We start from the raw sequence: 26,387 nt of genomic DNA on the forward strand, positions 1-26,387 counted from the left end.
TCCGCCGCAAGCGGGGGGCCGTTCTTCGCTTGTCCCGGCACGATGGTGTGATAGGCTTTGTGCAGGTTTCGGGGACTGAGGCGCCGGTTGCGCCTCAAACACTGCCATTTGTGGTTTGTGGAGCAACCGGAATCATGGGTGAAATCCGCGATTTCAAATCAGGCAAGCCGCCGTCCGACGGCGCGGTGCCGCGGCGTCTGGCGGCGATCGTCGCGGGCGACATCGCCGGCTACAGCCGACTGATGCAGCTCGACGAAGAGGGCACGCATAACCGCGTCAAGCGAATCCTGCGCGATCTCATCGAGCCAACCATCGCCGAGCACCACGGGCGGCTGGTGAAGACCACCGGCGACGGCTTCATCGCGATGTTCGACAGTCCGGTCGAGGCCGTCCGCTTCAGCATTGTCATTCAGCAGAACCTGGTCGGCCGCAATGCGGCGGTGCCGAAGGAGTTCTGGATCGAATACCGGATCGGGGTCAATCTCGGTGACATCATCATCGAACCCGAGGACATCTATGGTGACGGCGTCAATGTCGCCGCGCGTCTGGAGGGGATCGCCGACCCGGGCGAGGTCTTCATCTCCGGCGGCATCTACGAGCAGATCAAGCACAAGCTGGTTTGCGGCTACGAGTCGCTCGGCGACCGCAGAGTGAAGAACATCACCGATCCCGTCCGGGTCTATCGCGTGCTGCCGGATGTGGCGGCGTATAGCCGGACGCGCAGGCGCCGCGAGAACGTCCTGATCAGCCTGCTCGGCCTTTCGATCGCGATCATCGCCGGCGGCGCGCTCTGGTACTTGCTGGTGCAACCGCGCGGCAATCCGCGCGAGATGGTGCTGGCGCCATCGTCATCTCCCGCGCCGGCGCCGAAGCCGGCCGAGCCGGCGCCTGCAGCCGAGCCGGTCGCGCCAAATCAAGCGCAGAGTCCGGTTCCGGCGCCGACCGCGCAGCAATCGTCGGCTCAGCCACAGCCTGCGCCCTCCGCCAGTCCTGCCGGACCGGCGCTAGCCGCGGCCGCGCCCGAGCCCGAAATGGTCTCGCTGACCGGCGGCAGCTTTGCGATGGGTAGCAATGATGACGCTTCGGAACGGCCGATCCACCGGGTGACGGTCAAGCCCTTTGCCATGGGCAAATATCCGGTCACCGTGCGCGAATGGAATGCCTGCGCGGCCGCCAAGGGCTGCGGCTTTACGGCGACCGGCAATGACGACGCGCCGGTCACCAATGTGAGCTGGAGCGATGCGAAGCAATATGTAACGTGGCTCGCGGACAGCACGAAGAAGCCGTACCGGCTTCCCAGCGAGGCCGAATGGGAATACGCGGCTCGCGGCGGCACGCAGACCAGATACTGGTGGGGCGATCAGGTGCAACCGGGCGTGGCGAGCTGCAAGGATTGCGGCGGTGACGCCGCGGCCGAACAGCCGGTCAAGGTCGGCAGCTTCAGACCGAATCCGTTCGGCCTCTACGACATGGGCGGCGGGGTCGATCAATGGGTCGAAGACTGCTGGCACCGGAATTACCAGGGCGCGCCGGCCGACGGGACGGCGCGGCATGACGGCGACTGCTTCTCCCACGTGATCCGGTCCGGCTCCTGGAAGAACGACGCACGCTATATGCGACCGGCCAATCGCGACAATTACGACACCAACGTTCGCTATCCGACCCACGGCTTCCGGGTCGCGCTGTCACTTTAAAGCGCGATCCGAGCCCGGAGGGTCACTTGAACGCAAGGCGGACACCAGTTTTCGGTAAGATGCAGCTCAAACGCTGAATGGGGGAGGGGTCGATGAAAGGTCTGTGTGCCATCCTGCTCACGGCGGTCGCGCTATTCGCAAGCCCCGCTTACGCACAAGGCAAGCCCGCGCCCAAGGATGCAGTGCTGTATTTCGTCTGGCCGCACAACGGGGCGACCATCAAAGGGGCGTTCTGGTGCCGCTTCGGCCTGCGCAACATGGGTGTCACCCACGCCGGCGACGACTATCCGAACAGCGGCCATCATCACCTCTTTGTCGACGTGAACGAGCCGCTGAACCCCAACGAGCCTATCCCGTCGGACAAGTCGCATCTGCACTTCGGTGCGGGCCAGACCGAGACCCGGCTCGACCTGCCGCCGGGCAAGCATACGCTGCAGCTGGTGCTGGGCGATGCCAAGCACTATCCCTTCAATCCGCCCGTCGTCTCTCAGAAGATCACCATCAGGGTCCGCTAGACCGCCCGGTACCGAAGGCTGCGTTGCGCAAACTGGCGGTTGCGCTCCCCCGTCGCATGCGGTTTGTTGCCGGCCCTGCCGGATATTTTATACCAGCGTTATTGAGATAGCGTGATCATGCGGCGTAGTCGAGGTGGATTATATTTGGCCGCACGGTTTGCGGCGCCGGTGGCCGGTATCCTAAGGCCGAATGCGGCCGCAACGTATTATAGTGGTTGCGCCATTGTTCGATGAGAACTTGTGCTTCCCTCACTCCAGCAGTAGGACACCACCATGAGCATTCGCGTCGGCATTGTCGGGATCAGCGGTTTTGGCGGCGGCGAGGCGATGCGCCTGGTCGCGAGCCACCCGTCTTTCGAGCTAATCTACGCCGCGGGCGAGGGCAGCGCCGGCAGCCGGTTGGTGGACCGCTTCCCCGGTGTGCCGGCCAAGCTGGCCGAGCTGGTGATCGAGAAGTGGGACCCTGTGACCCTGCCGAAGCTCGACGTGCTGTTCGCGTCACTGCCCACGGGCGCCTCGGCCGAAGCGCTGGCGCGCGTCCCCAAGGACGTGAAGATCGTCGACATCGGCGGCGACCACCGCTACGTCGAGGGGTGGGCGTACGGCCTGGCCGACGTCTGGCCAGCCCAGATCGAGGGTCAGATCCGCGTTGCCAACCCCGGCTGCTTCCCCGCGGCGACGCTGAACGCGCTGGCGCCGCTGCTGGTCAACAAGCTGATCGAGCCTGGCAACATCGTGATCGACGTCAAGACCGGCATCTCCGGTGCCGGCCGGGGCGGCGCCGACAGCAAGTTCGGCTACGCCGAGAGCAACGAGAACTTGCTGCCCTACGGTCTGCTCAAGCACGTCCACATGCCCGAGATTGCCAAGACGATCGAGCGGCTGAGTGGCGGCAGCGCGGCCGGGCTGGTGTTCACGCCACACTTGGTGCCGATGACCCGCGGCGTTCTCGCCACCATTTACTGCCGCGGCCGCGCCACCACGGGCCAGTGCTTGGACGCGGCCCGGCGCTTTTACGCCGGGCGGGCGTTCGTCCGCGTGACCGACAAGCCGCCGCAGACCAAATGGGCTACCGGCTCGAACCTCGCGTTCGTCAGTTATGCGGCCGATCCAGAGCGCAACTTGGTGATCGCGATGGGCGTGGTCGACAATCTCGGCAAGGGAGCGGCCGGTCAGGCGGTGCAGAATGCGAACCTGATCTGCGGCCTGCCAGAAACCGCAGGGCTGGACGGCGTACCTGTTTGGCCGTGAGATCTTTTGCGAGTCCGTGTTGTCCGTCGTTTGCTTGTTGGGGTGCCGGTCGAATATGTCGTGCACCAGAATTCCGGCCAGATCACCGACGCGGCCGCGAAGAACACCTGGGACGTCACCTTCCTGCCCAGGGATCCCGAGCGCGAGACCAAAATGACGTTCGGTCCGATCTACGAGGTCGCCGACGCCACCTACATCGTCAGGCCGGGCTCGACGGTGAAGACATTCTCCGAGCTCGATCGCGACGGCGTCAAGGTTGCCGCGGTCAACAACACCACGACCATGCGCGGCGCGATCGCGCATCTCAAGCATCCCAAGGTCACGGGCTATCAAACCTACGACGAGATCTTCAATCTCTTGAAGAGCGGCGGGATCGACGCCTTCGCGCTGTCGCGCGACTAGCTCAATGCGATGGCGAAGAAGATCCCGGGCACGCGCGTGCTCGACGAGACCTTCAAGCAGACCGTGACCGCGGTCGCGGTGCCGCTCAACCATCCGCTCGCCGCGGCCTTCGTCACCAAGTTCATGACGGAAGCGACCGCCAACGGCACGCTGCGCAAGGCCTATGACGGCAACGGCCTGAAGGACACGCCGGTCCGCACCGAGGCGAAGTAACGCGCGTCTGCGGACATCCGCGAGCCGCGCTGGTCGCACCAAGCCCCGGTGCTCGGCCGCGCGTTGCCGTGGGCGACATCTGGGCAAGCTGCACAAATAGGCAGCAAGCTGCCGCGCGGCCTTCCGGGGTGGTCGCAAAGCTATTGTATCAAAAGGATTTTTCGCGTCGGCGACAGAGCCGGCGATTGGCATACCCATTGCTTTTGATTGCTTCAGTCAACGACGACTGCCGTCCTCCGGAATGCCCTGGCCAGTGCCGGCCGAGGCCAAGGGATCAAAGGCGCCATGCCTGGGCGCCTCGAGCAATCGTTGCGACTCTGTCTCTGCGATCGCCCGCCGATCCCTGCCTTGATCGTGCATCGGATGTTCAGCCGGCGTTGAAGCTGCCGCTTCGCCGTTTCCGATCCCGACCAGCGTTCTCGGACGGACGAGCATTTCAACCAACCCGCGTCGCATCGGCGCGACCAGATTGTTTAAGGGGACTTGACGAAATGGCCTATCTCGCACCTTCCGAATTCGTCACCAAGATGGTCGACGCCGGCGAATCCAAGATCTTCATGTCGACGCGCGACACCGTGATCCGCGCCTACATGGCGGGCGCAATCCTCGCGCTGTCGGCCTGGTTCGCCGTGACGATCAACGTGAACACGGGGCAGCCGATCATCGGAGCGTTGTTGTTTCCAGTAGGCTTCTGCATCCTTTATCTCCTGGGCTTCGATCTGCTGACGGGAGTGTTCGTCCTGTCGCCGCTCGCGCTGATCGACAGACGCCCCGGCGTGACGCTCGGCGGCGTTCTGCGAAATTGGGGCCTCGTCTTCATCGGCAATTTTGCCGGTGCGCTGACAGTGGCGTTCATGATGGCCTTCGTGACGACATTCGGCTTCACGCAGGAGCCAGACAAGGTCGGCATGACCATCGGCAATATCGGCGAGGGTCGCACGCTTGGCTACGCCGCGCATGGCGCGGCCGGCATGGCAACGCTGTTCATCCGTGGCATGCTGTGCAATTGGATGGTTTCCACCGGCGTCGTCGGAGCCATGGTCTCCACGACCGTCCCCGGCAAGGTGATCGCGATGTGGATGCCGATCCTGCTGTTCTTCTACATGGTGTTCGAGCATTCCGTGGTGAACATGTTCCTGTTCCCGTCCGGGCTGATGCTCCATGCGAAATTCTCGATCATGGACTACTTCATCTGGAACGAGATTCCGACCGCGCTCGGCAACATGGTCGGCGGTCTCGCCTTCACCGGCCTCACGCTCTACGCGACGCATGTGAAGACCGCGCCGAAGCGTGAACGCCTCGCGGCTTGATCCGGCCGGGCTTATGGGTCTCTCCTGTTTGGGGGAGACCCATCGAGCTTGAACGAAGCGATGCCGCGTGCGCTGAAAATATCGGTTGGGCATTTCTCTGATAAGGGCCGCAAGGACACCAATCAGGATTTCCACGGCGTCTTGATTCCCGAGGAGCCGCTACTCGGCCTGAAGGGCATCGCGGTGGTGCTGGCCGACGGCATCTCCTCGAGCAGCGTCGGCCGCATCGCCGCCGAGTCCGCGGTCAAGGGCTTCCTGACCGACTATTACTGCACTTCGGAATCCTGGTCGGTGAAGACCTCGGCGCAGCGGGTGCTGGAGGCGACCAATTCCTGGCTGCACGCGCAGACCCGACGCAGCCAGAATCCCCACGACAAGGACAAGGGCTACGTCTGCACGCTGAGCGCCGTGGTCATCAAGTCGACCACAGCGCATCTCTTCCATGTCGGCGACAGCAGGATCTATCGCGTGTCCGGCGGCAGCCTCGAGCAGTTGACCAGCGACCACCGTGTCGTGATCTCGTCGCAGCAGAGCTATCTCGGCCGCGCGCTCGGCGTGAAACCGCAGCTCGAGATCGACTACCAGAACCTGCGGCTCGAGCCGGGCGACATCTTCCTGCTGGTCACCGACGGGATCTACGAGCATGTGCCGTCGCGCCAGCTCGCGAAGATCATCCAGGACGGCGCCGCCGACCTCGATCGGGCCGCGCGGGCGATCGTGGAGCAGGCGTTCGAGCGCGGCAGCCCGGACAATCTCACCGCGCAGATCGTCCGGATCGACGAACTCCCCGACGGCGAGGCAAGCGAGGTGTTCGGCCAGCCGACCGAGCTGCCGCTGCCGCCGCTGCTCGAGGCGCGGATGCGCTTCGACGGCTACCGCATCGTGCGCGAGCTGCATGCATCACACCGCAGCCATATCTATCTTGCGGTCGATGAGGACAGCGGCACGACGGTTGCGATCAAGATCCCGTCGGTCGACCTGCGTGACGATCCGGCCTATCTGAAGCGCCTCATGATGGAGGAGTGGGTCGCGCGCCGGATCGACAGCCCGCATGTGCTGAAACCCTGGCTGCCGCCACGCAGGCGCAATTTCCTCTACGTCGCGACCGAATATGTCGACGGCCAGACGCTGAAGCAGTGGATGATCGACCATCCCGATCCGGCGCTTGAGACGGTGCGCGACATCGCCGAGCAGATCGCCAAGGGGCTGCGCGCCTTCCACCGCAAGGAGATGCTGCACCAGGACGTCAGGCCCGACAACATCATGATCGACAAGACCGGGACGGTGAAGATCATCGACTTCGGCTCGACGCGGATATCAGGCGTCGCAGAGGCGGCGCCCTCGGGCACCGAGCCTATCCTCGGCACCCAGCAATACACCGCGCCGGAGTATTTCCTGGGCGAGGGCGGTTCGGCGCGATCCGACCTGTTCTCGCTCGGCGTCATCACCTACCAGATGCTGACCGGGCGGCTGCCCTACGGCGTGCAGATCGCGCGCGCCCGCACCCGCTCCGATTTCAGCAGGCTGGTCTACGCCCCTGCCGCGCATGGCGGCCGGGACATCCCGGCCTGGGTCGACCGCACGCTGGAGCGTGCCGTGCATCCCAATCCGCTGAAGCGTTACGACAGCTTTTCCGAATTCCTGTTCGACCTGCGCAATCCCAACCCAAAATACCTCACGAAGTCGTCGACACCGCTGATCGAGCGCAATCCGGTGCTGTTCTGGAAGTCGACGACGCTGCTGCTCGCGTTGGTCGTGATCCTGCTGCTCGCCTACGGCGCGCATCATGTTCGATAGGTTGGATAGCCGTCGCGAAGGGATTGAGCTCCCTCTCCCCGTTCTTGCGGGGAGAGGGTCGGGGTGAGGGCCCTCTCCGCGATCAAAGTGAGAGTCGAATTTGCGGAGGCTCCCTCTCATCCGAAATTCAAGCTTCGCATGAATTTCGACCTCTCCCCGCAAGCGGGGCGAGGTTCACCCAGGCTAATGCGTCGCGCCGGCCGCGATCGGGTCCAGCCCGCTCTTGATCAGCGCGTCGCGCGCGTCCGGCGAGGCCAGGAAGCTGATCAGCGCCTTGCCGGCATCCGGCTCCTTCGATCCGGTGGCAATGCCGGCGGAGAACACGGTGATCTTCTGCAGCGGCTCCGGCAGCGGACCGACGATATCGATGCCGGTGACCGGCTTGAGCTCGGCGACCTGCTGGAAGCCGATCTCGGCCTCACCCTTGGCGACGATTTCGCCGACCGGCGTTGCCGGGATCGTCCGCGCCTTGTCCTTCATCTGGTCGGCGATGCCGAGCTTCTGGAACATCTCGGTCGAGACATAGACGCCGCTGGCGCTGTCGGAATAGGCAATCGATTTCGCCGCCAGCAACGCCCGCTTGATGGCCTCGGCCGAGCTGATGTCCGGCTTCGGGGCACCTGATTTCACCGCGATCCCGATCGGCGACTTCACGAGGTCGACGCGGCTGTCGGCGACCGCCTTGCCCTGCTTGACAAGGTCGCCGAGCGCATAGCCGACCATGATCAGCACGTCCGCCGGCTCGCCGCGCGCAAGCCGCACCGGAATCGCGTTTGTCGTGGTGCCCATCGACGGCCCGAAGGCGGTCACCACCTTGTTCCCAGTCTTGCGCTCGAACTCCGGCACCAGCGCCTTGTAGGCTGCGGTCAGCCCGCCCGAGATCATGACATGGATTTCGACGGCGGAGGCCGCGGTGGTGATGGCAAGCGCGCCGACGAAGGCGAGCGCGAGCGTGCGGAGGACGGCGGAGGGACGCATGGAGGTTTCTCCTGGAGACGATTCTTGAGGCGCGGGGTCGTCGTGGCGGGGAGACTAATGCTCGGGAGGGGGCGTGACCAGCGGTCCTTGGCCACCTCGCTCGCAACGACCGGCTGTACGCCCGTCGTCACCCGTTTCATGATCCCTAAATGTGAAGCTCGAACACGGGCTGCGGCCTTTGCCGGCACGTCATGACGATGCCCGAGATGCACCATTGGATCGATGCAGCGAAGACTGAGCTGGCTGCTGTCGAGGAGCACGAGGTCGTGGACGTAATCGCGATGTGTCAGCGGAGGAATTAACTTTCGTCGTCGGGCGTTGGCTGCGGCCGATCGTGATGCTTCTGTATGTGGTGCGCTGGCTCGGCTTGATGACCACATCTAGCCGTGAACAACGGAGTACAGCGCCCGATCAGTGATTCGGACGCGGTTCGTTCCATCCCCGTTCCGAATCTTAAGACTAGGTCGAAGCGCGTCGCGTTTTGGAACAACGCGCGGCGCGTCGCGCATCGTCCGGCTGCGCGGCTGGCCATGCACCAACTGGGGAGAGGCTTTCCCCCCGCGGCAAGCTTTCCCCCCGCGGCAAAATGCGACGCGTTTGCCGCGAGGTGATCATGCTCGAATGCAGAGAGCGGAGGGCGGTTCGCAGAACCGCACCCTGCTAGGTCGCGCCGGCCTGCTTCTCGCGCGGCTTGCGCCAGGCGATGACATTGGCCTCCAAGGCGCCGCCGGTTGTGTCATTGCGCCACTGGCCGTCGACGAAACGGCAGGCGAACGGCAATTGATATGTCCCGCTATGATCCTCGCAAAGCACTTCCACGCATTGGTCTGGCGAAGGTGCGCCGTTGCCATCGAATTGCGCCAGCCGTTTTTCGCGTGTCGCCATGTGATTTGTCTCCAGAGTCGAACCAAACAAGTTCCGAAGACCCCCGTCCCCACGAGAAGTTCCCCGTAATAGCCAGAGCACACCGCTTGAATGCGGTATCAGTGTGGTATGTCTGCCTCGCTTTCAACGTCACAAGCACAAAGCTGTGAACGGCGCGCCGGATTGGGGATGATGATGATGATCGCTCGCTTTGCTGTTGCCCTTGTCGTGCCGCTTGCGTTCGGCGTCGTCGGATCAGCGCATGCACAGGACGTACCCGGCATCGAAATCTGCACCGTGGAAAAAACCATGGAACGGCGCACCAGCTGCCTGCAGAGCAATGTCGATTTCCTGCAGAAGACGATCAACAAGCTCACCGCCGATCACCAGCAGAAGCTCGATGCCGCCAACCGCCAGGTCGAAACCTTGAAGAGCTCGGTCGCGAGCTTGCAGAAGCTCGTCGCCGACTTGCAGACCGCGCAGGTCAAGATGGCTGACGATTTGAAGAAGAAAGCCGACGCGCTGCCGCCGAAGGATGCAGCGCCTGCGGCGAAAGATACGAAATAGGAAAATTTGATCCGGGAATTCGCTTGCCTCTCCCGCTTGCGGGGTGGGGCTCTCTCCACGATGCGACTCGTGGAGAAAGCCCCCACCCCAACCCTCCCCCGCAAGCGGGAGAGGGGGCGCAGTCATTTCGCGGGGACTGCTCGAACCTGTCTCATGGAGGTCTCACGCCACCCGATACTTCTCCATCACGTCGCGGTCCGGCTCGTAGCCGAGCCCGGGGTCTTGCGGCACGGCGACATGGCCGCCGGTATCGACATCGATGCGGTCGCCCCACAGGCAGGCGGGGCGTTTCATGAAGAACACCTCGATCAGGCCTTCGTCGCGGATCGCCATCAGATGCAACGTTGCGAGGAAGCCGGGCCCGAAATAGGGCGAATGCGGTATCACCTTGACTCCGAACTCGTCGGCGAGCACCGCGACCTTCAGGAATTCGGTGACGCCGCCGACCTTGATCACCGACGGCTGCGCGTGGCTGACCGCGCCGGCCGTCATCATCTGGCGGAATTGATACACCGTGCAGGCATTCTCTCCGGCTGCGATATCGAGCCGGCCCTCCTTGCGCACTTCCGCAAGCGTCGCGAAATCCTCCGGCGGCCAGATCGGCTCCTCCAGGAACATCGGCGCCGCCTGCTGGCAATCCCGGGCAAATTGAATCGCCGCCGGTCCGTCCAGCGGGCAGTTCATGTCGACCATCAGCGGCACGTCGGGGCCGATCGCCTCGCGCGCGGCCGTAACGGCCGGGATCGTGGTCTCGTGCAGCTTGATTGCCGAATAGCCTGATTTGATCGCCTTCTTGCACTCGGATGCGACGTGCCCGGCATTGCCGATCCGCATCAGGCTGGCATAGGCCGGGATCGCCTTGCGCTTCGCGCCGCCGATCAGCTGATGTAATGGCGCGCGCTGCACCTTGCCGGCGAGATCCCACAGCGCGATGTCGAGCGCCGAGATCGCAAACATCGTGATGCCGTAACGGCCGAACAGATGCAGGTTGCGCTGGATCTGCTCCATGACCGCGGGAATGCCCGCGGCGTCGGGAACCTCGAGGCCGCGCGCCTGCGGCGCGATCATCTCGGTCACCGCCGTGCTGCTCGTCTGCGGGCAGACATAGGCGAAGGCATCGCCCCAGCCGGTGAGGCCGGCATCGGTCGAAACCTCAACGAGCACCATGTCGAGCGCCGAGATCGCCGACGCGCCCTGGCGGAAGCTCGCCGGACCGGCGTCATAGGGGATGCGGATATGGTGGGCGCGGACGTCGGTGATTTTCATTGTCGTTGCCTTTCTTGCGCGGGGGGCACCGCCGCGTGATGGCGAGCCACCCGGTCGGCGCGAGCGCCGCCGGATGACAGGCTTCGCGAAGCGATCCATTCTATCCGAGTTTGCGGAGAAATGGATTGCTTCGTCGCTTCAGCGCAAAATTGCTTTGCAATTTTGTCGCGAGCTCCTCGCAATGACGAGGGGCGGTCGGCTGGAACTTACGACTCCTTCCCGCCGCTCATGATCGGGCCGAACCGCTCCCAGCTCTCGCCCTTGAAGCGCATCATCTGAAGCTGCTCGATCGGAGCATAGTCGTCGGGCCCGGTCTTGATCTTTGTGCCAGGCAAATAAATGCCGATCTCGAAGTTCAGGCTGGCGGCCTGCTTCATCACGTTCTCGCGCGTGAGGTTGTCGCCGCATTGCCGCAGCACCTGCTCGAGGCCCTTGGCGACGCCGTAGCCGAATACGGTCGCGGCATCGTCGAGGTCACCTTCGGGGTACCACTTGGTCATGAAGGCGCGCCACTCGGTCATCGCCGGATCGTTCCTCCACTCGGCGTCCTTGGGATCCTTGAGATATGCCGTGGACAGCACGCCCTGGCTCGCCTCATAGCCGGCCGGCTTCATTACGCCACCGATCGAGCCTGACACGTTGGTTAGGAACTGCACCGGATGCCAGTCCAGCTCGGCGACCTTCTTGATCGCCTGCGCCGCGAATTTCGGGGTCGCGATGTTGACGAAGATGTCGGGATTGGCGCCCTTGATCTGCACCACCTGGGAATCCACCGTCGGCGACGTCGTCTCATAGGCGGATTCGACCACGATCAGCTTCTTGGCCTGATCGCCGAGACCCTCATGCAGGCCGATCAGGTAGTCCTTGCCGAAATCGTCGTTCTGGTAGAGCACCCCGATCGTCTTGCCGGGGTAATGCTGCAGGATGTATTTGGCGTAGATGCGCGCCTCCACCTGGTAGCTCGGCTGCCAGCCCATGGTCCACGGAAAGTTCTTCGGGTCGTTCCACTTGGCGGCGCCGGTCGAGACGAACAGCTGCGGCACCTTCTTGGCGTTCATATATTTCTGGATCGCCGTGTTGCCCGGCGTGCCCAGCGGATTGAAAATCAGCAGCGCCTCGTCGCTCTCGACGAGCTTGCGGGCCTGCTCGACCATTTTCGGCGGGCTGTAGCCGTCGTCGTAAGAGATGAAGTTGATCTTGCGGCCGTTGATGCCGCCTTCGCTGTTGAGCTTCTTGAAATAGGCCGCCTCGGTTTTGCCGATGGTGGCGTAGGCCGAGGCCGGGCCGGAATAGGGCATGATATTGCCGATCTTGATCTCGGTGTCGGTCACGCCCGGATCGTATTTCTTCTGCGCGTTGGCCGCGCTTGCGGCGAGTACGAGACATCCCGCAAGCGCGGCGATTCGGGCATAGCTCGAGCGTCGGTGGTGCATCATTGTCCTCCCTGACATGCTGGCCGCGGCTCATGCAGTCTTGATTATCGGGCAGCTTGGTGAGCCGTCGGATCGATGCAGCGGTGAGTATGCACGATTGCGACCATGTGACCAGCGACGCCTTTGCGCTAAATTTCCGTGGAGCGGAACCGCGATTTCGTCCGCCGAGCAGCAAGGACTGTCAAATGCCGCGCAGGGCGTCAGTGCATGATGCGCCTGCTTTGGTTTGAGCATTCCTCGCGACAAACGCGGAACGCGTTTGCGCGGAGATCACGCTCCAGGGAAAGCCGTCGTCCATGAATCCAGCCCAGAAGGCGCTCTGGTACATCGAAAGCCATCTCGGCACGCCGCTGACGCTCGACGAGATTGCCGGCGTCGCCGGCGTGTCGCGCTTCCATCTGGTGCGGGCGTTTGCGGAGGCGACCGGGTTCTCGGTGATGCGTTATGTGCGGGCCCGCCGTCTCAGCGAGGCCGCGCGCCAGCTCGCCGCCGGTGCGCCCGATATCCTCAGCCTCGCGCTGGATGCGGATTACGGCTCCCACGAAGCATTCACCCGCGCGTTCCGCGACCATTTCGGCGTCACGCCCGAGACGGTGCGTGCGGCGACGTGCCTGAAGACGCTCAAGCTCCAGGAGCCGATCACCATGATCTCGACAGCCCTCGATCACATCGATCCACCGCGCATCGCGACCGGCAAGGCGTTCCTCGTCGCCGGCATCGGCGAGCGCTACAATCACGCCAACGGCAGCACGGCCGGGATCCCGAACCAGTGGCAAGAGTTTCACCTGCAATGCGCCAACATTCCCCGCCAGATCGGCAAGGTGGCATATGGCGTCTGCTGCAACGGCGACGATGCCGGAAATTTTGACTACATCGCCGGTGTCGAGGTCGCGGATTTCTCCGACCTGCCGCGCGAATTCGCGCACGTCCGCATCCCCGAGCAGAAATATGTCGTGTTCACCCACGGCGATCACATCTCGACCATCCGCCGCACCGTCAACACGATCTGGAATCGCTGGCTGCCGCAATCCGGCATGAAAGTCGCGGACGCGCCCAACTTCGAGCGCTATGACGAAAACTTCGATGCGTCGACCGGCAATGGCGGATTGGAGATCTGGGTGCCGGTGAGGGAGTAGGCATCGTGTAGCCACCCCCATCCGTCATTCCGGGGCTCGCCAGGAGGCGCGCCTTGGAGTGACGCTTCTCAGGCTCCCTCCCCCGCAAGGGCAGGGCTATCGCATATGCCGGTACTGCGCGTTCGATGCCTGTGGTTCGGTTGGTTTACCCACAAACTCATCATGCCCGGGCTTGTCCCGCGCATCCACGTCTTTGGTTTTCCACGTGAAGGAAGACGTGGATGGCCGGGACATAGGCGAGCGGAAGCGACGCCGTCCTTCGGACGGCTATGCCCGGCCATGACGACGTGGAAGCGTCTGCCCGGAGCTCGCCGATGTTATATGCGCTTGGGGGAGGGAACCCTTCCGCCGGGTGGCTCCCTCACAGGGCAATCACTGATTTGCCCGACGGCGCAAGGCCCCGCAGCAAAAATATTTCTGTTTTTCAGAACTGTAACTCAGTCTATGATGCGCGCGTCTCACCCGACACGAGGGGCGGATCGCGATCGTCACGAACGTGGTGTGGGATGCGGTGGACGCGGATTGCGCAAGTGACGAGTGCGCATGAAGCGGACGGTGAAGTCGTGTGGTTCTGACGCCCCAGTGGCAGGTGTCTCCTCGCTAAGCACGCGAACGCGTCTTTGCGAAGAAGGTGACAAAAAAGCCAAGTCTCGCCGGGGAGAGCACGAAGTAAGCCGTAACCCATCGCGCAGGGAAAGCCGGATTGCTCCGGTTTCACCTGTGGTCCTACCCCCGGTGCTTTTTTTGTTGCACCGGGCCCATGGGTGCGATCGGCACCCGGCTTTCCCTGCGCCCTCTGATCAGGAGAGGGCGGAGAAAATGACAGCAAACCTCGGGCAATTAGTGTCGCGAGAATGCGAGGCTGCGGGTCGCTTGAAATCAAGCCGTGCCGCACATTCAGCGTCGTCCTGGCGAAAGCCAGGACCCATTACCCCAAATGCTCATTGTTGCGCGACGCAGGGGCCGCGATCCCCTCTAACAACAAACGCCGATGGTTATGCGTCCTGGCTGTCGCCATGACGACAGGGATGCTCAATGCGAGCGCGCGAGGCAGAACGCCACCACCCCTTCCAGCGCCGTCTTCATCGGTGAGGGCGGGAACAGCGCGAGCGCGTCGACGGCCATCGCGCCGTAATGCTGGGCGCGGCTGATCGTGTCTTCGAGGGCGCGGTGCTTGGTCATCAGGCCGATCGCGTGATCGAGATCGTTCGCACTGATCTCGCCGCGCTCGAGCGCGCGGATCCAGAACTTGCGCTCGGAGTCATTGCCGCGACGGAAGGCGAGCACCACCGGCAGCGTGATCTTGCCCTCGCGGAAATCGTCGCCGACATTCTTGCCGAGCTTGGCGGACTTGCCGCCATAGTCGAGCACGTCGTCGACGAGCTGGAAGGCGATGCCGAGATTCATGCCGACCGAGCGGCAGGCGGTCTGCTCGGCCTTGGGCCGGTTGGCGATCACGGGGCCGACCTCGCAGGCCGCGGCGAACAGCTCGGCGGTCTTGCCCCTGATCACGGCGAGATATTCGTCCTCGGTGGTCGCGGTGTTCTTGGCCGCCGCAAGCTGCATCACCTCGCCCTCGGCGATGGTGGCGGCGGCGGCCGACAGAATGTCGAGCGCGCGCAGCGAGCCGACCTCGACCATCATGCGGAAGGCCTGGCCGAGCAGGAAGTCGCCGACCAGCACGCTCGCCTCGTTGCCCCACAGCATGCGGGCCGAGAGCTTGCCGCGGCGCAGTTCGCTCTCGTCGACCACGTCGTCATGCAGCAGCGTCGCGGTGTGCATGAACTCGACCGCGGCGGCGAGCTTGATATGGCCGTCGCCGGAATAGTCGGAGAGCTGGGCCATCGCCAAGGTCAGCATCGGGCGCAGCCGTTTTCCCCCGGAGGAGATCAGATGATTGGCGACCTCGGGGATCATGGTGACCTCGGAGCCGGTCCGCGAAATGATCGTCGCGTTGACGCGCTCCATGTCGGCGGCGACAAGCCCCACCAGCCCGTCGATCGAAGCATTGGACGGGCTTTCAAAGGGTACAATAACCGCCACGCTGGTCTCCAATTTTGCCGAATTCGCACTATCCTCAGCTATAACATTAGAAACTGCGCGGTGAAGCGGCAAGGCCACGAAGTTGTTGACATGTGTTGCCGCGTCAGCACAGCCGGGTTCAGAGGAGAGCGTGATTTGCGGGAATTGGTTCGAACCAACGACATGGTGCTGGTTTCCGCGGTCGGCGCGCTGCTCGACAGCGCTAACATCCATCACCTGGTGCTCGACCAGAACATGAGCATCATCGAGGGCTCGCTCGGCGTGCTGCCACGCCGGATCCTGGTGCATGAGGACGACAACCACCAAGCGCGCCAGCTTCTGACCGAGGCCGGCCTTGGCCATGAATTGCGGACCGATGAGTAGTCCGGCCACTGATGTCACCGAGGATGGATTCCTCGGCGGGCAATTGCGGTTGCGGCAGCCGCGCAGCGGTCATCGCGCCGGCCATGACGCGATCCTGCTCGCCGCGGCCACGCCGGCGCGGTCGGGCGATCGCGTCGTCGATCTCGGTTCCGGCGTCGGTGCGGCGGGGCTGGCCGTGGCACGACGGATCAGCGGAATCGATCTCGCGCTGGTCGAAATCGACCCAACCCTGGCTGAGCTCGCGCGGAATAATGCCAGCGCCAACGCGATCATGGCCGACGTGGTCGTGCTCGATGTCGAGGCCGAGGCGTCGGCGTTCGCCGCAGCCGGGCTCGGGCCCGATAGTGCCGATGTCGTGCTGATGAATCCGCCCTTCAACGATCCGGTCAGGCATCGCGCCTCGCCGGACAGCGTGCGGGAGCGCGCCCATGTCGCGACCACGACGACGCTGGAGAGCTGGGTTCATGTCGCGCGGCGGATTCTCAAGTCGAACGGGCGGCTTGCGATGATCTGGCGGGCCGACGGGATCGCCGAGGTTTTGGGCGCGCTCGGTCGCGGCTTCGGCAGCGTCGAGATCCTGCCCGTTCACGCCGACGCGACGTCACCGGCGATCCGCATCCTGGTTCGCGCCACCAAGGGCGGACGGGCACCGACGCGGCTCCACGCCGCGCTGCTGCTCAATGATCAATCAGGCATGCCCAACAAATGGGTGCAGGGAATTTTGGCTGGAAAGGAAGGATTGCCGATGGCGCGGCCGTAGCGAGCAGGTCCGCTACCCGCGCCCTCATTGGCTCGGCCTTATTGCGGAGCCGTTTCCGACTGCCGCTCCGGCCTGGACGTGAAATGGATCGCGGTGAGGAGTGTACCGATCAGCAAAATCAGCAGATAGATCTTCATGTCGCTCTCTCCGCTGCGCATTGCACCCCCAACGGACACAATGCAAAACGCGTTCCGTGCTTTCCAATGACAGTGGCGTGATAAGAAGTGGTTAATTCGAGGTAACGGCATGAGTGAACAAACAAGTGATCGCGCAGCGAAGCCGGGACTGGTCGAGCGGATGCAGGACATCCTTCCGGCGCGGTTCAGGCGCGGCGTGGCCGTCGTGCCGGTGGTGCGGCTATCCGGCGTGATCGGCGCGGTGACCCCGCTGCGGCCAGGCATGACGCTCGCCGGCGTCGCCAAGCTGCTGGAGCGCGCCTTCGGCACTCGGAATGCCAAGGCGGTGGCGCTGGTGATTAACTCGCCGGGCGGCTCGCCGGTGCAGTCCCGGCAGATCTACCTGCGCATCCGCCAATTGGCCGCGGAGAAGAAGCTGCCGGTGCTGGTGTTCGTCGAGGATGTCGCGGCTTCCGGCGGCTACATGATCGCCTGCGCGGGCGACGAGATCTATTGCGACCCGTCCTCGATCCTGGGGTCGATCGGCGTGGTCGGTGGCAGCTTCGGCCTGGAGGGATTGATCAAGAAGATCGGGGTGGAGCGGCGGCTCTACACAGCGGGCAGCCACAAGGCGATGCTCGATCCGTTCCTGCCCGAGAACCCCGACGATGTGGCCCGGCTCAAGGCGATCCAGCGCGAGATCCACGCGATCTTCATCGCGCTGGTCAGGCAGAGCCGCGGCGGCCGCCTGAACGGCGCCGACGACGTGCTGTTCACCGGCGAGTACTGGGCGGGCGAGACCGCGGTTGGCCTGGGGCTCGCGGACGGCATCGGCGATCTCCGCTCGACGCTGCGTGCCCGCTACGGCGACAAGGTGCTGACGCCGGTGATCGCGCCCGCAAGCGGCATGCTGTCAGGGCTGCTTGGACGCCGGGCCCCCGGGGCGGGGGCGCTGGCCGGGCTCGACGGATTCGGCGGCTTGCCGGAGGAACTGATCTCGGCGCTGGAAACTAGGGCGATTTGGGCCCGATTCGGGTTCTGAACACGTGGATTTGAGCGCGCCATTTGGCCCCAAAAGTGCGATTGCGGCGCAGGCCGGCTTGGGCGAGAATACCGTTCATTGGGGGCCTGACCGACGTGAACGACAAGGATCGACCGATGCCGCCGCTGATCGCATTTGCAGGCGTCCTGGGTGGCCTGGCCGTGGTCCGCTGGGCCTACAGGACGGCCGTCCGGATCAACCAGGAACTGGAAGAGGCGCGGCTTGCCCGCGTGGCCGAAGCCGCGCGCGCGAGCGAAATCAAGACCCTGCGCCGCGACCCCGTGACCGGGGCCTATCGCCCGGGCTAGGGCATGAGAGTCGCTTAATTGCCATGCAGGGACTGCGCTCCCTCTCCCGCTTGCGGGGGAGGGTTGGGGTGGGGGTATCACCGCGAGTCGTACTGCGGAGAGAGCCCCCACCCGGATCGCATCTGGAGATGCGATCCGACCTCCCCCGCAAACGGGAGAGGTGAAGAGCTCGCCGAATCCACCCCATCGCCTTGATTCCATTGGCCGCCGCCGATACGGTCCCGCGCGCTTCACACCCCCCTCGCGAGACCTGTACTGACGATGGACGCCCTGCCTGACCACATGCGCCCGGAACGATCGTTCCAGGGTTTCATCCTTGCTCTCCAGCGGTTCTGGGCCGAGCAGGGCTGCGTCATCCTGCAGCCCTATGACATGGAAATGGGCGCCGGCACCTTCCATCCCGCCACCACCCTGCGCGCGCTGGGACCGAAGCCCTGGAACGCGGCCTATGTGCAGCCCTCGCGGCGGCCCAAGGACGGCCGTTACGGCGAAAACCCCAACCGGATGCAGCACTATTACCAGTTCCAGGTGATCATGAAGCCGTCGCCGCCGAACCTTCAGGACCTGTACCTGAAGTCGCTCGCCGCGATCGGCATCGATTCCGCCGTCCATGACATCCGCTTCGTCGAGGACGACTGGGAGAGCCCGACGCTGGGCGCCTGGGGCCTGGGCTGGGAATGCTGGTGCGACGGCATGGAGGTTAGCCAGTTCACCTATTTCCAGCAGGTCGCCGGTGTCGAATGCGCGCCGGTGTCCGGCGAACTCACCTACGGGCTCGAGCGTCTCGCGATGTATGTGCAGGGCGTCGACCGCGTCTACGACCTCAACTTCAACGGCCGCGAGGGCGCGGAGAAGGTCACCTATGGCGACGTGTTCCTGCAGGCCGAGCAGGAATATTCGCGGCACAATTTCGAATATGCCGACACTGCGATGCTATTCGAGCAGTTCAGGATGGCGGAGGACGCCTGCAAGAAATATCTCGCCGCCGGCTGGCGCGAGAGCAGCAATCAAAAGGAACATCTGATGGCCTTGCCGGCCTATGACCAGTGCATCAAGGCGAGCCATGTGTTCAACCTGCTCGACGCCCGCGGCGTGATCTCGGTGACCGAGCGGCAGAGCTACATCATGCGCGTGCGCGAGCTGGCGAAGGCCTGCGGCGAGGCGTGGGTCCACACCGAAGCGGGCAGGGCGATCTGATGCCCGATCTTCTCCTCGAGCTGTTTTCCGAAGAAATCCCCGCGCGCATGCAGGCCAAGGCGGCGGACGATCTGCGCCGTATGGTGACCGACAAGCTTGTCGCCGAAGGCCTCGTCTACGAGGGCGCGAAGGCGTTCGCGACTCCGCGGCGGCTTGCGCTGACGGTGCACGGTGTCCCCACGCGCCAGCCCGACCTGAAGGAAGAGCGCCGCGGCCCGCGCGTCGGCGGCCCCGAGCCCGCGATCCAGGGATTTTTGAAGGCCACGGGCCTTGCCTCGATCAGCGAGGCAAAAATCCAGAGCGACAAGAAGGGCGACTTCTACATCGCGCTGATCGAGAAGCCCGGCCGTCCTGCGATCGACGTGATCGCGGAGATGCTGCCGGTGATCATCCGCACCTTCCCCTGGCCGAAATCGATGCGCTGGGGCACGCGCTCGGCCAAATCGGGCTCGCTCACCTGGGTGCGCCCACTGCATGCGATCACCGCGACCTTCGGGCTCGAGACCGAAGAACCCGACGTGGTGAAATTCTCCGTCGACGGCATCGAGGCCGGGCAGACCACCTTCGGTCATCGCTTCATGGCGCCGGGCCCGATCCCGGTGCGCCGCTTCGCGGACTATGAGGCCAAGCTGCTCGACGCCAAGGTCGTGGTCGACCCCGAGCGGCGCAAGGACGCCATTCTGACCGATGCGAAGCAATTGGCCTTCGCGCAAGGCTATGAACTGGTCGAGGACCAGGTTCTGCTCGACGAGGTCTCCGGCCTCGTCGAATGGCCGGTCGTGCTGATGGGCTCGTTCGACAAGGAGTTCCTGTCGATCCCCGACGAGGTGATCCGCGCCACCATCCGCAACAACCAGAAATGCTTCGTGGTGCGCGATCCCAAGACTGGGAAGCTCGCCAACAAGTTCATCCTGACCGCCAACATCGAGGCGACCGACGGCGGCAAGACCATCATCGGCGGCAACGAGCGCGTGATCCGCGCGCGACTGTCGGACGCAAAGTTCTTCTACGAGACCGACCTCAAGACCAAGCTCGAGAGCCGGCTGCCGAAGTTCGAACAGATCGTGTTCCACGAGAAGCTCGGCACGCAGGCCGAGCGGATCAAGCGGATCGAGCGGCTCGCGGCCAAGATCGCGCCGTTGGTCGGCGCCGATGTCGAGAAGACCGAACGCGCGGCGCGGCTGGCGAAGGCGGATCTGTTGACCGAGGTGGTCGGCGAATTCCCCGAGCTGCAGGGCCTGATGGGCAAGTACTACGCGCTGGCGCAGGGCGAGGATGCCTCCGTCGCCGCCGCAAGCGAAGAGCACTGGAAGCCGCAGGGGCCCACCGATCGTGTGCCGACGGATGCAGTGAGCGTCGCGGTGGCGCTGGCGGACAAGCTCGACACGCTGGTTGGGTTTTGGGCGATCGACGAGAAGCCGACAGGGTCGAAGGACCCCTATGCGCTGCGCCGTGCGGCACTGGGTGTAATTAGGCTGGTAGTAGACAATCAGCTTCGCCTCGCCTTCGGTACGCTACTTGACCATCAGTTTGAGGGGATTGATCTAGCAAATGCGCAGAAAGAAGCTGCAAAGACCCTCGGAATCACTGGTGGCGCAATGGCTGCCGCGGTCGGCCGGCGAGAGATCTCATTCGGCGGACGATTTTTGGACGAACGGACCGTAAATCTCCTCGTCTTCTTCGCTGACCGTCTGAAGGTGCAGCTCCGCGACCAGGGCGCACGTCACGACCTCGTCGACGCCGTGTTCTCGCTCGGCGGTCAGGACGATCTCCTGCTCGTCGTCCGCCGCGTCGAGGCGCTCGGAAAATTCCTCGACAGCGACGACGGCAAGAACCTGCTTGCCGGCACCAAACGCGCCAGCAACATCCTCGCCATCGAGGAGAGGAGGGACAAGCGGACCTTCGACGGCGCGCCCGATGCCGCGTTGTACAAGCTCGACGAGGAGAAGGCGCTGGCGAAGGCAATCGACCAGGCGAAGAGCGAAGCCTCCGCCGCGGTCGCGCAGGAGGATTTTGCCGCCGCGATGAGCGCGATGGCAAAACTCCGTCCGGCGGTCGATGCGTTCTTCGACAAGGTCAAGGTCAATGACGATGACCCGAAAGTCCGCGAAAACCGCCTGAAGCTGCTCAATGAGATCCGCGCCGCGACCCGTGCGGTTGCCGACTTCTCCAGGATCGAGGGCTGATCGATGGATCGCGCGACGCTTGCCGCTTACGACAAGGAGGCGGCGGCGTTTGCGCAGGACTGGCACGAGCAGCCGGCGCCGGTCGACCTGCAAGAGATCGTCGCGCGCTTCTTCATCAGGGGCGGTTCAACCGCCGATATCGGCTGCGGCAGCGGCCGCGAGGTGGCGTGGCTGAATGCCAATGGCTTCCCGGCGCAAGGCTACGACGCCTCAGAGGGTCTGCTCTCTGAAGCCCGCACGCGCTATCCGCAATTGCGCCTTACCCGCGCCGAACTGCCCGAGCTGCGCGGCATCGCGGCCAACAGCTTTGACAATGTGCTGTGCGAGACCGTGATCATGCATCTCGATCACGCGCTGATCGCGCCGTCGGTCCGCCGCATGCTCGACATCGTGAAGCCCGGCGGCATCTTCTATCTGAGCTGGCGCGTGACCGAGAACGACGACCGGCGCGATGCGCACGGCCGGCTCTACGCGGCATTCGATGCGGCCGAGGTGCGGGCGGAATTGGCGGCCGCAGAGACGCTGCTCGACCAGGAACTCGTCAGCGCATCGTCCGGCAAGGTCGTTCACCGCATCGTCGTGCGGAAGGGGGCAATTGATCGTTAGAAAAAGCGGAACACCCGCGCAGGGGAACAAAAGCCCCGCCTGGAGGGGAGGGCCAAGCGGGGCTTTCGGGTCCGGTCGATCTTCGCGCACATCCGCTTGCGCGGCGCCCGGACTGATCGTTCAGACGACCTTGGGGACATGCTCCCGATCGGAAGGCCGCGCGCCACTCTCTGCTGACGCGGCCCTCCAGATCCGGATCATGTCATTTAGTCGATCACCTGAACGATGCGACGTGAGCGCGGCTCGACCAGCACGGTCTCGCCGTTCACGACGGTGTAGCGATAAGGCGTCGCACCGAACCGCTGCGGTACATCGTAATAGGTCACGCCGGCTTCCGGCAGGACGGTGCCGACCACGACGCGATCAGGGATGGTGTAGTTCGGCACGCGCTCGCGCACGATGTATTCGCGGAACGCCGGACGCTGCTCGACCGCGATCCCTTCGTCAGCCTCGACTGCGACCGGCGGACCACCGCGGACGATGCCGACAGTCTGGGCCTGTGCGGCAACAGGCGGCACCGTGATTGCAGCAGCAACGGCTGCAACGGTCAGTATTCTGTTTCGCATGGGCTCGCTCCAATTTTTCACGCTGCATCACGCCGGCCTTCGCCGACGCGCATAGGGAGCCAATGCATCTGTTGTGGTGATGTTCCGGAAAAATCACCGTCATACACGCGGTATTTTCGGGCAAATTTCGTGAGTTGCGGGAACCTGTTGGCGCGCTGGGCGTCTTGATGTCGGCACACCGCCAGCCGATAAACGGCCCCACCCTCGATTCGATCTTCCGAAACCCAGCCGGAGAAACTTCAATGGTCATCACCGCCGCGCATGTGCCTGCCATCGTGGCTTTGGTCGCGGGCATATTGATCCTGATCATGCCGCGGCTCCTGAACTTCATTGTAGCCATCTACCTCATCTTCATCGGATTGGTCGGAATGGGCCTCCTGCGCTGGCTCCACTTGTAGCGGGAAAGCGGGGTTTCGCGGCTTGCGCGGGACCCCTCAAAATGGTGTAAGGCGCGCATCTTCGACCCCTCTTTTCGGATTGTTGTCTGACATGGCCAAAGCCGTCGCGAAGTCCAAGAAAATAGCAGCGAAATCAAAGCCCTCCGTACCGGCCCGCAAGGCCGCGCCGCAGGCACGCAAGGTCCTGAAGAAGAGCGCCCCCAAGGCGGCGCCGAAAGCTGCCGCCAAGCCGGCGGCAAAGCCCGCCGGCAAGGCGGCATCCGCGAAGACGTCGCCTGCTGCAATCAAGGCGGGCAAGTGGGTCTATACGTTCGGCGACGGCAAGGCCGAGGGTCAGGCCGGCCTGCGCGACCTGCTCGGCGGCAAGGGCGCCAATCTCGCGGAAATGGCCAATCTCGGTCTGCCGGTGCCCCCCGGCTTCACCATCCCGACCTCGGTCTGCACCTATTTCTACGAACACGACAAGACCTATCCGAAGGAGTTGAAGGCGCAGGTCGAGAAGGCGCTCGACTATGTCGGCAAGCTGACCGGCAAGTCGTTCGGCGACTCGAAGAACCCGCTGCTCGTCTCGGTCCGTTCCGGCGCGCGCGCCTCGATGCCGGGCATGATGGACACCGTGCTCAACCTCGGGCTCAACGACCAGACCGTCGAAGCGCTCGCCGAGCTCTCCGGCGACCGTCGCTTCGCCTATGACAGCTATCGCCGCTTCATCACCATGTATTCGGACGTGGTGCTCGGTTTCGAGCATCACCACTTCGAGGACATCCTCGACACCTTCAAGGACAGCCAGGGCTACTCGCTCGACACCGACCTCACAGGCGACGACTGGGTCGAACTGGTCGGCAAGTACAAGGAAGCGGTGGCGAAGGAGACCGGGCAGGACTTCCCGCAGGATCCGCATGATCAGCTCTGGGGCGCGATCGGCGCGGTGTTTTCGTCCTGGATGAATGCGCGCGCGGTGACCTACCGCAAGCTGCACGACATTCCGGAGTCCTGGGGCACCGCCGTCAACGTGCAGGCGATGGTGTTCGGCAACATGGGCGAGACGTCGGCGACCGGCGTCGCCTTCACGCGCAACCCCTCGACCGGCGAGAGCAAGCTCTACGGCGAATTCCTGATCAATGCGCAGGGCGAGGACGTCGTCGCCGGCATCCGCACGCCGCAGGACATCACCGAGGAGGCACGCCAGGAAAGCGGCTCAGACAAGCCGTCGATGGAAGTCGCGATGCCCGACGCGTACAAGGAACTGACGCGGATCTACACGCTGCTCGAGAAGCACTACCGCGACATGCAGGACATGGAGTTCACGGTCGAGCAGGGCAAGCTGTGGATGCTGCAGACCCGCGGCGGCAAGCGCACCGCGAAGGCGGCGCTGCGGATCGCCGTCGAGCTCGCCAATGAGGGCCTGATCTCCAAGAAGGACGCGGTGACGCGGATCGATCCGGCCTCGCTCGATCAGCTCCTGCATCCGACCATCGATCCGGCCGCCAAGCGCGACGTGATCGCGACCGGCCTGCCGGCGTCTCCCGGCGCCGCCTCGGGCGAGATCGTGTTCTCGTCCGACGAAGCCGCCAAGCTGCAAGCCGACGGGCACAAGGTCATCCTGGTCCGTATCGAGACCAGCCCGGAAGACATCCACGGCATGCACGCCGCCGAAGGCATCCTGACCACGCGCGGCGGCATGACCTCGCACGCGGCGGTGGTTGCGCGCGGCATGGGCAAGCCTTGCGTCTCCGGCTGCGGCACCATCCGCGTCGACTACGGCCGCGGCACCATGAGCGTCGGTTCGCGCACCTTCAAGACCGGCGACGTCATCACCATCGACGGTTCGGTCGGGCAGGTGCTGGCCGGCCGCATGCCGATGATCGAGCCGGAGCTGTCCGGCGAGTTCGGCACGCTGATGGGCTGGGCCGACGAGGTCCGCAAGCTCGGCGTCCGCGTCAACGGCGATACGCCTGATGACGCGCGCACCGCAGTGAAGTTCGGCGCCGAAGGCATCGGCCTCTGCCGCACTGAGCACATGTTCTTCGAGGAAACCCGGATCCGCACCGTGCGCGAGATGATCCTCTCCGAGGACGAGCAGTCGCGCCGCGCGGCGCTGTCGAAGCTGCTGCCGATGCAGCGCGCTGACTTCGTCGAGCTGTTCGAGATCATGAAGGGCCTCCCGGTCACGATCCGTCTGCTCGATCCGCCGCTGCACGAGTTCCTGCCGCACACGCAGGCCGAGATCGAGGAAGTGGCGCGCGCCATGAACACCGATCCGCGCAAGCTCGCCGACCGCGCCCGTGAGCTGTCGGAGTTCAACCCGATGCTCGGCTTCCGCGGCTGTCGTCTCGCGATCGCCTATCCGGAGATCGCCGAGATGCAGGCGCGCGCGATCTTCGAGGCCGCCGTCGAAGCCGGTAAGCGCACCGGCAAGCCGGTTGGTCTTGAAGTGATGGTGCCGCTGATCGCGACCAAGGCCGAGTTCGATCTCGTCAAGGCGCGCATCGATGCGACCGCCAATGCGGTGATGAAGGAGACCGGCGTCAAGCTGAGCTACCAGGTCGGCACCATGATCGAGCTGCCGCGCGCCTGTCTGATGGCAGGCCAGGTGGCGGAGACCGCGGAGTTCTTCTCCTTCGGCACCAACGACCTGACGCAAACCACCTACGGCATCAGCCGCGACGACGCGGCGAGCTTCCTCGGTACCTATGTCGCCAAGGGTATTCTCGAGATCGATCCGTTCATCTCGGTCGATCGCGACGGCGTCGGTGAGCTCGTCAGGATCGGCGTCACGCGCGGCCGCAAGACACGGCCGAGCCTGAAGGTTGGCATCTGCGGTGAGCATGGCGGCGATCCCGCCTCGGTGGCGTTCTGCCACGAGGTCGGCCTCGACTACGTCTCGTGCTCGCCCTATCGCGTGCCGATCGCACGCCTCGCCGCGGCGCAGGCCGCACTCGGCAAGCCAATCGCGAGCCAGGCGTGAGCGTGCAACTGGCGCTGACATAGCCGCAAACGACGTGATGCCCGGGCCTGTCCCGGGCATTCGTGTTTCCTGGCACCGCCACCGCCCACCGTCATTGCGAGCCAACGGGTCGCGCGAATGCGCGCCCGGATGACAGGCTCCGCGATGCAATCCATCTCGCCGCATATGCGGAAGCATGGATTGCTTCGTCGCTTCGCTCCTCGCAATGACGATGGAAGAGGTATGGCAAGAATCTCTTCACCATCTCTGTTGACCAGACGTTTACGACCTTCATGCGCTGCACATTTACCAAGGCGCACGATGTGACCTGCGAAAAGTCCGCGATGACTTGCGTGTAGCGCGCCTGCAACGCCGATTAACTCCGCAGCAACCTAAACAGGTTAGCTACAAAAAGGGTCGAATTGCGCG

At 64.1% G+C, this 26,387-nt stretch carries 22 protein-coding genes and 2 pseudogenes; 17 read left to right on the top strand and 7 right to left on the bottom strand.

All coding sequences use genetic code 11. The features are described 5' to 3' along the window. Positions 1 to 134 precede the first annotated feature (134 nt). Both MTX23_RS08680 and MTX23_RS08685 read left to right on the top strand, forming a co-directional pair. On the top strand, positions 135 to 1,694 hold the full coding sequence (locus MTX23_RS08680) for an SUMF1/EgtB/PvdO family nonheme iron enzyme (RefSeq protein WP_280976211.1): 1,560 nt from the start codon (positions 135 to 137) through the stop codon (positions 1,692 to 1,694). Between the two features lie 92 nt (positions 1,695 to 1,786). Next, positions 1,787 to 2,209 carry a DUF4399 domain-containing protein gene (locus MTX23_RS08685; RefSeq protein ID WP_280976212.1) on the top strand — a complete coding sequence of 141 codons (423 nt, stop codon included), beginning with the start codon at positions 1,787 to 1,789 and terminating at the stop codon, positions 2,207 to 2,209. A gap of 115 nt (positions 2,210 to 2,324) precedes the next feature. Here the strand turns inward: MTX23_RS08685 and MTX23_RS08690 are convergent. Beyond that, positions 2,325 to 2,462: pseudogene (locus MTX23_RS08690) on the bottom strand (integrase core domain-containing protein); the annotation flags it as partial. 20 nt (positions 2,463 to 2,482) lie between these two features. On the opposite strand from MTX23_RS08690, the gene argC reads away from it, so the two are divergent. From argC to MTX23_RS08710, 4 genes and pseudogenes are all read left to right on the top strand, one after another. Beyond that, positions 2,483 to 3,460: an N-acetyl-gamma-glutamyl-phosphate reductase gene (gene argC, locus MTX23_RS08695; RefSeq protein ID WP_280976213.1), complete on the top strand. Its 978-nt coding sequence runs from the start codon at positions 2,483 to 2,485 to the stop codon at positions 3,458 to 3,460. 36 nt (positions 3,461 to 3,496) lie between these two features. Beyond that, positions 3,497 to 4,075, top strand: a pseudogene (locus MTX23_RS08700) (transporter substrate-binding domain-containing protein); the annotation flags it as partial. A gap of 491 nt (positions 4,076 to 4,566) precedes the next feature. Continuing rightward, positions 4,567 to 5,385, top strand: coding sequence for a formate/nitrite transporter family protein (locus tag MTX23_RS08705; protein ID WP_280976214.1), 819 nt, complete (start codon positions 4,567 to 4,569; stop codon positions 5,383 to 5,385). 60 nt (positions 5,386 to 5,445) lie between these two features. After that, a complete protein-coding gene (locus MTX23_RS08710) occupies positions 5,446 to 7,182 on the top strand; it encodes a bifunctional protein-serine/threonine kinase/phosphatase (protein WP_280978011.1) in 1,737 nt (578 codons plus the stop codon). Between the two features lie 183 nt (positions 7,183 to 7,365). Here the strand turns inward: MTX23_RS08710 and MTX23_RS08715 are convergent, their stop codons facing one another. Then, positions 7,366 to 8,160, bottom strand: a complete 795-nt coding sequence (locus tag MTX23_RS08715; protein ID WP_280976215.1) for a substrate-binding domain-containing protein — start codon at positions 8,158 to 8,160, stop codon at positions 7,366 to 7,368. Positions 8,161 to 8,820: 660 nt separating this feature from the next. Continuing rightward, positions 8,821 to 9,045, bottom strand: a complete 225-nt coding sequence (locus MTX23_RS08720; RefSeq protein ID WP_280976216.1) for a hypothetical protein — start codon at positions 9,043 to 9,045, stop codon at positions 8,821 to 8,823. Between the two features lie 177 nt (positions 9,046 to 9,222). Between MTX23_RS08720 and MTX23_RS08725 the strand changes: the two genes are divergently transcribed. Then, complete coding sequence (locus MTX23_RS08725; protein ID WP_280976217.1) at positions 9,223 to 9,591, top strand: hypothetical protein; 369 nt, start codon at positions 9,223 to 9,225, stop codon at positions 9,589 to 9,591. A 162-nt stretch (positions 9,592 to 9,753) separates the two neighbouring features. Here MTX23_RS08725 and MTX23_RS08730 read toward each other — a convergent pair whose 3' ends face one another. Next, a complete protein-coding gene (locus tag MTX23_RS08730) occupies positions 9,754 to 10,857 on the bottom strand; it encodes a mandelate racemase/muconate lactonizing enzyme family protein (RefSeq protein ID WP_280976218.1) in 1,104 nt (367 codons plus the stop codon). 206 nt (positions 10,858 to 11,063) lie between these two features. Continuing rightward, positions 11,064 to 12,293, bottom strand: coding sequence for an ABC transporter substrate-binding protein (locus tag MTX23_RS08735; protein ID WP_280976219.1), 1,230 nt, complete (start codon positions 12,291 to 12,293; stop codon positions 11,064 to 11,066). A 293-nt stretch (positions 12,294 to 12,586) separates the two neighbouring features. Between MTX23_RS08735 and MTX23_RS08740 the strand changes: the two genes are divergently transcribed. After that, complete coding sequence (locus MTX23_RS08740; RefSeq protein ID WP_280976220.1) at positions 12,587 to 13,426, top strand: AraC family transcriptional regulator; 840 nt, start codon at positions 12,587 to 12,589, stop codon at positions 13,424 to 13,426. Positions 13,427 to 14,458: 1,032 nt separating this feature from the next. Here MTX23_RS08740 and MTX23_RS08745 read toward each other — a convergent pair. Then, positions 14,459 to 15,469 (bottom strand): polyprenyl synthetase family protein, encoded by a 1,011-nt coding sequence (locus MTX23_RS08745; RefSeq protein ID WP_280976221.1) that lies wholly within the window; start codon positions 15,467 to 15,469, stop codon positions 14,459 to 14,461. 135 nt (positions 15,470 to 15,604) lie between these two features. On the opposite strand from MTX23_RS08745, the gene MTX23_RS08750 reads away from it, so the two are divergent. The 7 genes from MTX23_RS08750 to MTX23_RS08780 all read left to right on the top strand — a co-directional run bounded on the left by MTX23_RS08750 (position 15,605) and on the right by MTX23_RS08780 (position 22,047). Further along, positions 15,605 to 15,832, top strand: a complete 228-nt coding sequence (locus tag MTX23_RS08750) for a DUF2007 domain-containing protein (RefSeq protein ID WP_280976222.1) — start codon at positions 15,605 to 15,607, stop codon at positions 15,830 to 15,832. Beyond that, positions 15,825 to 16,592: a methyltransferase gene (locus MTX23_RS08755; protein WP_280976223.1), complete on the top strand. Its 768-nt coding sequence runs from the start codon at positions 15,825 to 15,827 to the stop codon at positions 16,590 to 16,592. Before MTX23_RS08750 ends, MTX23_RS08755 begins: the two co-directional genes overlap by 8 nt. Positions 16,593 to 16,838: 246 nt before the next feature. Then, positions 16,839 to 17,750: a S49 family peptidase gene (locus tag MTX23_RS08760; RefSeq protein ID WP_280976224.1), complete on the top strand. Its 912-nt coding sequence runs from the start codon at positions 16,839 to 16,841 to the stop codon at positions 17,748 to 17,750. 116 nt (positions 17,751 to 17,866) lie between these two features. Further along, positions 17,867 to 18,058, top strand: coding sequence for a hypothetical protein (locus MTX23_RS08765; RefSeq protein WP_280976225.1), 192 nt, complete (start codon positions 17,867 to 17,869; stop codon positions 18,056 to 18,058). Positions 18,059 to 18,319: 261 nt separating this feature from the next. After that, positions 18,320 to 19,255 carry a glycine--tRNA ligase subunit alpha gene (locus tag MTX23_RS08770; RefSeq protein WP_280976226.1) on the top strand — a complete coding sequence of 312 codons (936 nt, stop codon included), beginning with the start codon at positions 18,320 to 18,322 and terminating at the stop codon, positions 19,253 to 19,255. Beyond that, positions 19,255 to 21,441: a glycine--tRNA ligase subunit beta gene (gene glyS, locus MTX23_RS08775; protein WP_280976228.1), complete on the top strand. Its 2,187-nt coding sequence runs from the start codon at positions 19,255 to 19,257 to the stop codon at positions 21,439 to 21,441. Before MTX23_RS08770 ends, glyS begins: the two co-directional genes overlap by 1 nt. Positions 21,442 to 21,444: 3 nt before the next feature. Further along, on the top strand, positions 21,445 to 22,047 hold the full coding sequence (locus tag MTX23_RS08780) for a class I SAM-dependent methyltransferase (RefSeq protein ID WP_280976229.1): 603 nt from the start codon (positions 21,445 to 21,447) through the stop codon (positions 22,045 to 22,047). Positions 22,048 to 22,253: 206 nt separating this feature from the next. Here MTX23_RS08780 and MTX23_RS08785 read toward each other — a convergent pair whose 3' ends face one another. Continuing rightward, on the bottom strand, positions 22,254 to 22,613 hold the full coding sequence (locus MTX23_RS08785) for a DUF1236 domain-containing protein (protein WP_280976230.1): 360 nt from the start codon (positions 22,611 to 22,613) through the stop codon (positions 22,254 to 22,256). 242 nt (positions 22,614 to 22,855) lie between these two features. On the opposite strand from MTX23_RS08785, the gene MTX23_RS08790 reads away from it, so the two are divergent. Then, positions 22,856 to 23,011 carry a DUF3096 domain-containing protein gene (locus MTX23_RS08790; RefSeq protein ID WP_280976231.1) on the top strand — a complete coding sequence of 52 codons (156 nt, stop codon included), beginning with the start codon at positions 22,856 to 22,858 and terminating at the stop codon, positions 23,009 to 23,011. A 91-nt stretch (positions 23,012 to 23,102) separates the two neighbouring features. Continuing rightward, entirely contained in the window at positions 23,103 to 25,979 is a 2,877-nt protein-coding gene (ppdK, locus tag MTX23_RS08795; RefSeq protein ID WP_280976232.1) for a pyruvate, phosphate dikinase, read from the top strand. The last annotated feature ends 408 nt before the right edge of the window (positions 25,980 to 26,387 follow it).

It is taken from the genome of Bradyrhizobium sp. ISRA436, from assembly GCF_029910015.1.
Lineage (GTDB): Bacteria > Pseudomonadota > Alphaproteobacteria > Rhizobiales > Xanthobacteraceae > Bradyrhizobium.

Excerpts from the sequence above, each read along its gene's own strand:
- MTX23_RS08680 (WP_280976211.1), top strand. The coding sequence starts at position 135 with ATGGGTGAAATCCGCGATTTCAAATCAGGCAAGCCGCCGTCCGACGGC.
- MTX23_RS08685 (WP_280976212.1), top strand. The coding sequence starts at position 1,787 with ATGAAAGGTCTGTGTGCCATCCTGCTCACGGCGGTCGCGCTATTCGCA.
- argC (WP_280976213.1), top strand. The coding sequence starts at position 2,483 with ATGAGCATTCGCGTCGGCATTGTCGGGATCAGCGGTTTTGGCGGCGGC.
- MTX23_RS08705 (WP_280976214.1), top strand. The coding sequence starts at position 4,567 with ATGGCCTATCTCGCACCTTCCGAATTCGTCACCAAGATGGTCGACGCC.
- MTX23_RS08710 (WP_280978011.1), top strand. The coding sequence starts at position 5,446 with ATGCCGCGTGCGCTGAAAATATCGGTTGGGCATTTCTCTGATAAGGGC.
- MTX23_RS08715 (WP_280976215.1), bottom strand. The coding sequence starts at position 8,160 with ATGCGTCCCTCCGCCGTCCTCCGCACGCTCGCGCTCGCCTTCGTCGGC.
- MTX23_RS08720 (WP_280976216.1), bottom strand. The coding sequence starts at position 9,045 with ATGGCGACACGCGAAAAACGGCTGGCGCAATTCGATGGCAACGGCGCA.
- MTX23_RS08725 (WP_280976217.1), top strand. The coding sequence starts at position 9,223 with ATGATCGCTCGCTTTGCTGTTGCCCTTGTCGTGCCGCTTGCGTTCGGC.
- MTX23_RS08730 (WP_280976218.1), bottom strand. The coding sequence starts at position 10,857 with ATGAAAATCACCGACGTCCGCGCCCACCATATCCGCATCCCCTATGAC.
- MTX23_RS08735 (WP_280976219.1), bottom strand. The coding sequence starts at position 12,293 with ATGATGCACCACCGACGCTCGAGCTATGCCCGAATCGCCGCGCTTGCG.
- MTX23_RS08740 (WP_280976220.1), top strand. The coding sequence starts at position 12,587 with ATGAATCCAGCCCAGAAGGCGCTCTGGTACATCGAAAGCCATCTCGGC.
- MTX23_RS08755 (WP_280976223.1), top strand. The coding sequence starts at position 15,825 with ATGAGTAGTCCGGCCACTGATGTCACCGAGGATGGATTCCTCGGCGGG.
- MTX23_RS08760 (WP_280976224.1), top strand. The coding sequence starts at position 16,839 with ATGAGTGAACAAACAAGTGATCGCGCAGCGAAGCCGGGACTGGTCGAG.
- MTX23_RS08765 (WP_280976225.1), top strand. The coding sequence starts at position 17,867 with ATGCCGCCGCTGATCGCATTTGCAGGCGTCCTGGGTGGCCTGGCCGTG.
- MTX23_RS08770 (WP_280976226.1), top strand. The coding sequence starts at position 18,320 with ATGGACGCCCTGCCTGACCACATGCGCCCGGAACGATCGTTCCAGGGT.
- glyS (WP_280976228.1), top strand. The coding sequence starts at position 19,255 with ATGCCCGATCTTCTCCTCGAGCTGTTTTCCGAAGAAATCCCCGCGCGC.
- MTX23_RS08780 (WP_280976229.1), top strand. The coding sequence starts at position 21,445 with ATGGATCGCGCGACGCTTGCCGCTTACGACAAGGAGGCGGCGGCGTTT.
- MTX23_RS08785 (WP_280976230.1), bottom strand. The coding sequence starts at position 22,613 with ATGCGAAACAGAATACTGACCGTTGCAGCCGTTGCTGCTGCAATCACG.
- MTX23_RS08790 (WP_280976231.1), top strand. The coding sequence starts at position 22,856 with ATGGTCATCACCGCCGCGCATGTGCCTGCCATCGTGGCTTTGGTCGCG.
- ppdK (WP_280976232.1), top strand. The coding sequence starts at position 23,103 with ATGGCCAAAGCCGTCGCGAAGTCCAAGAAAATAGCAGCGAAATCAAAG.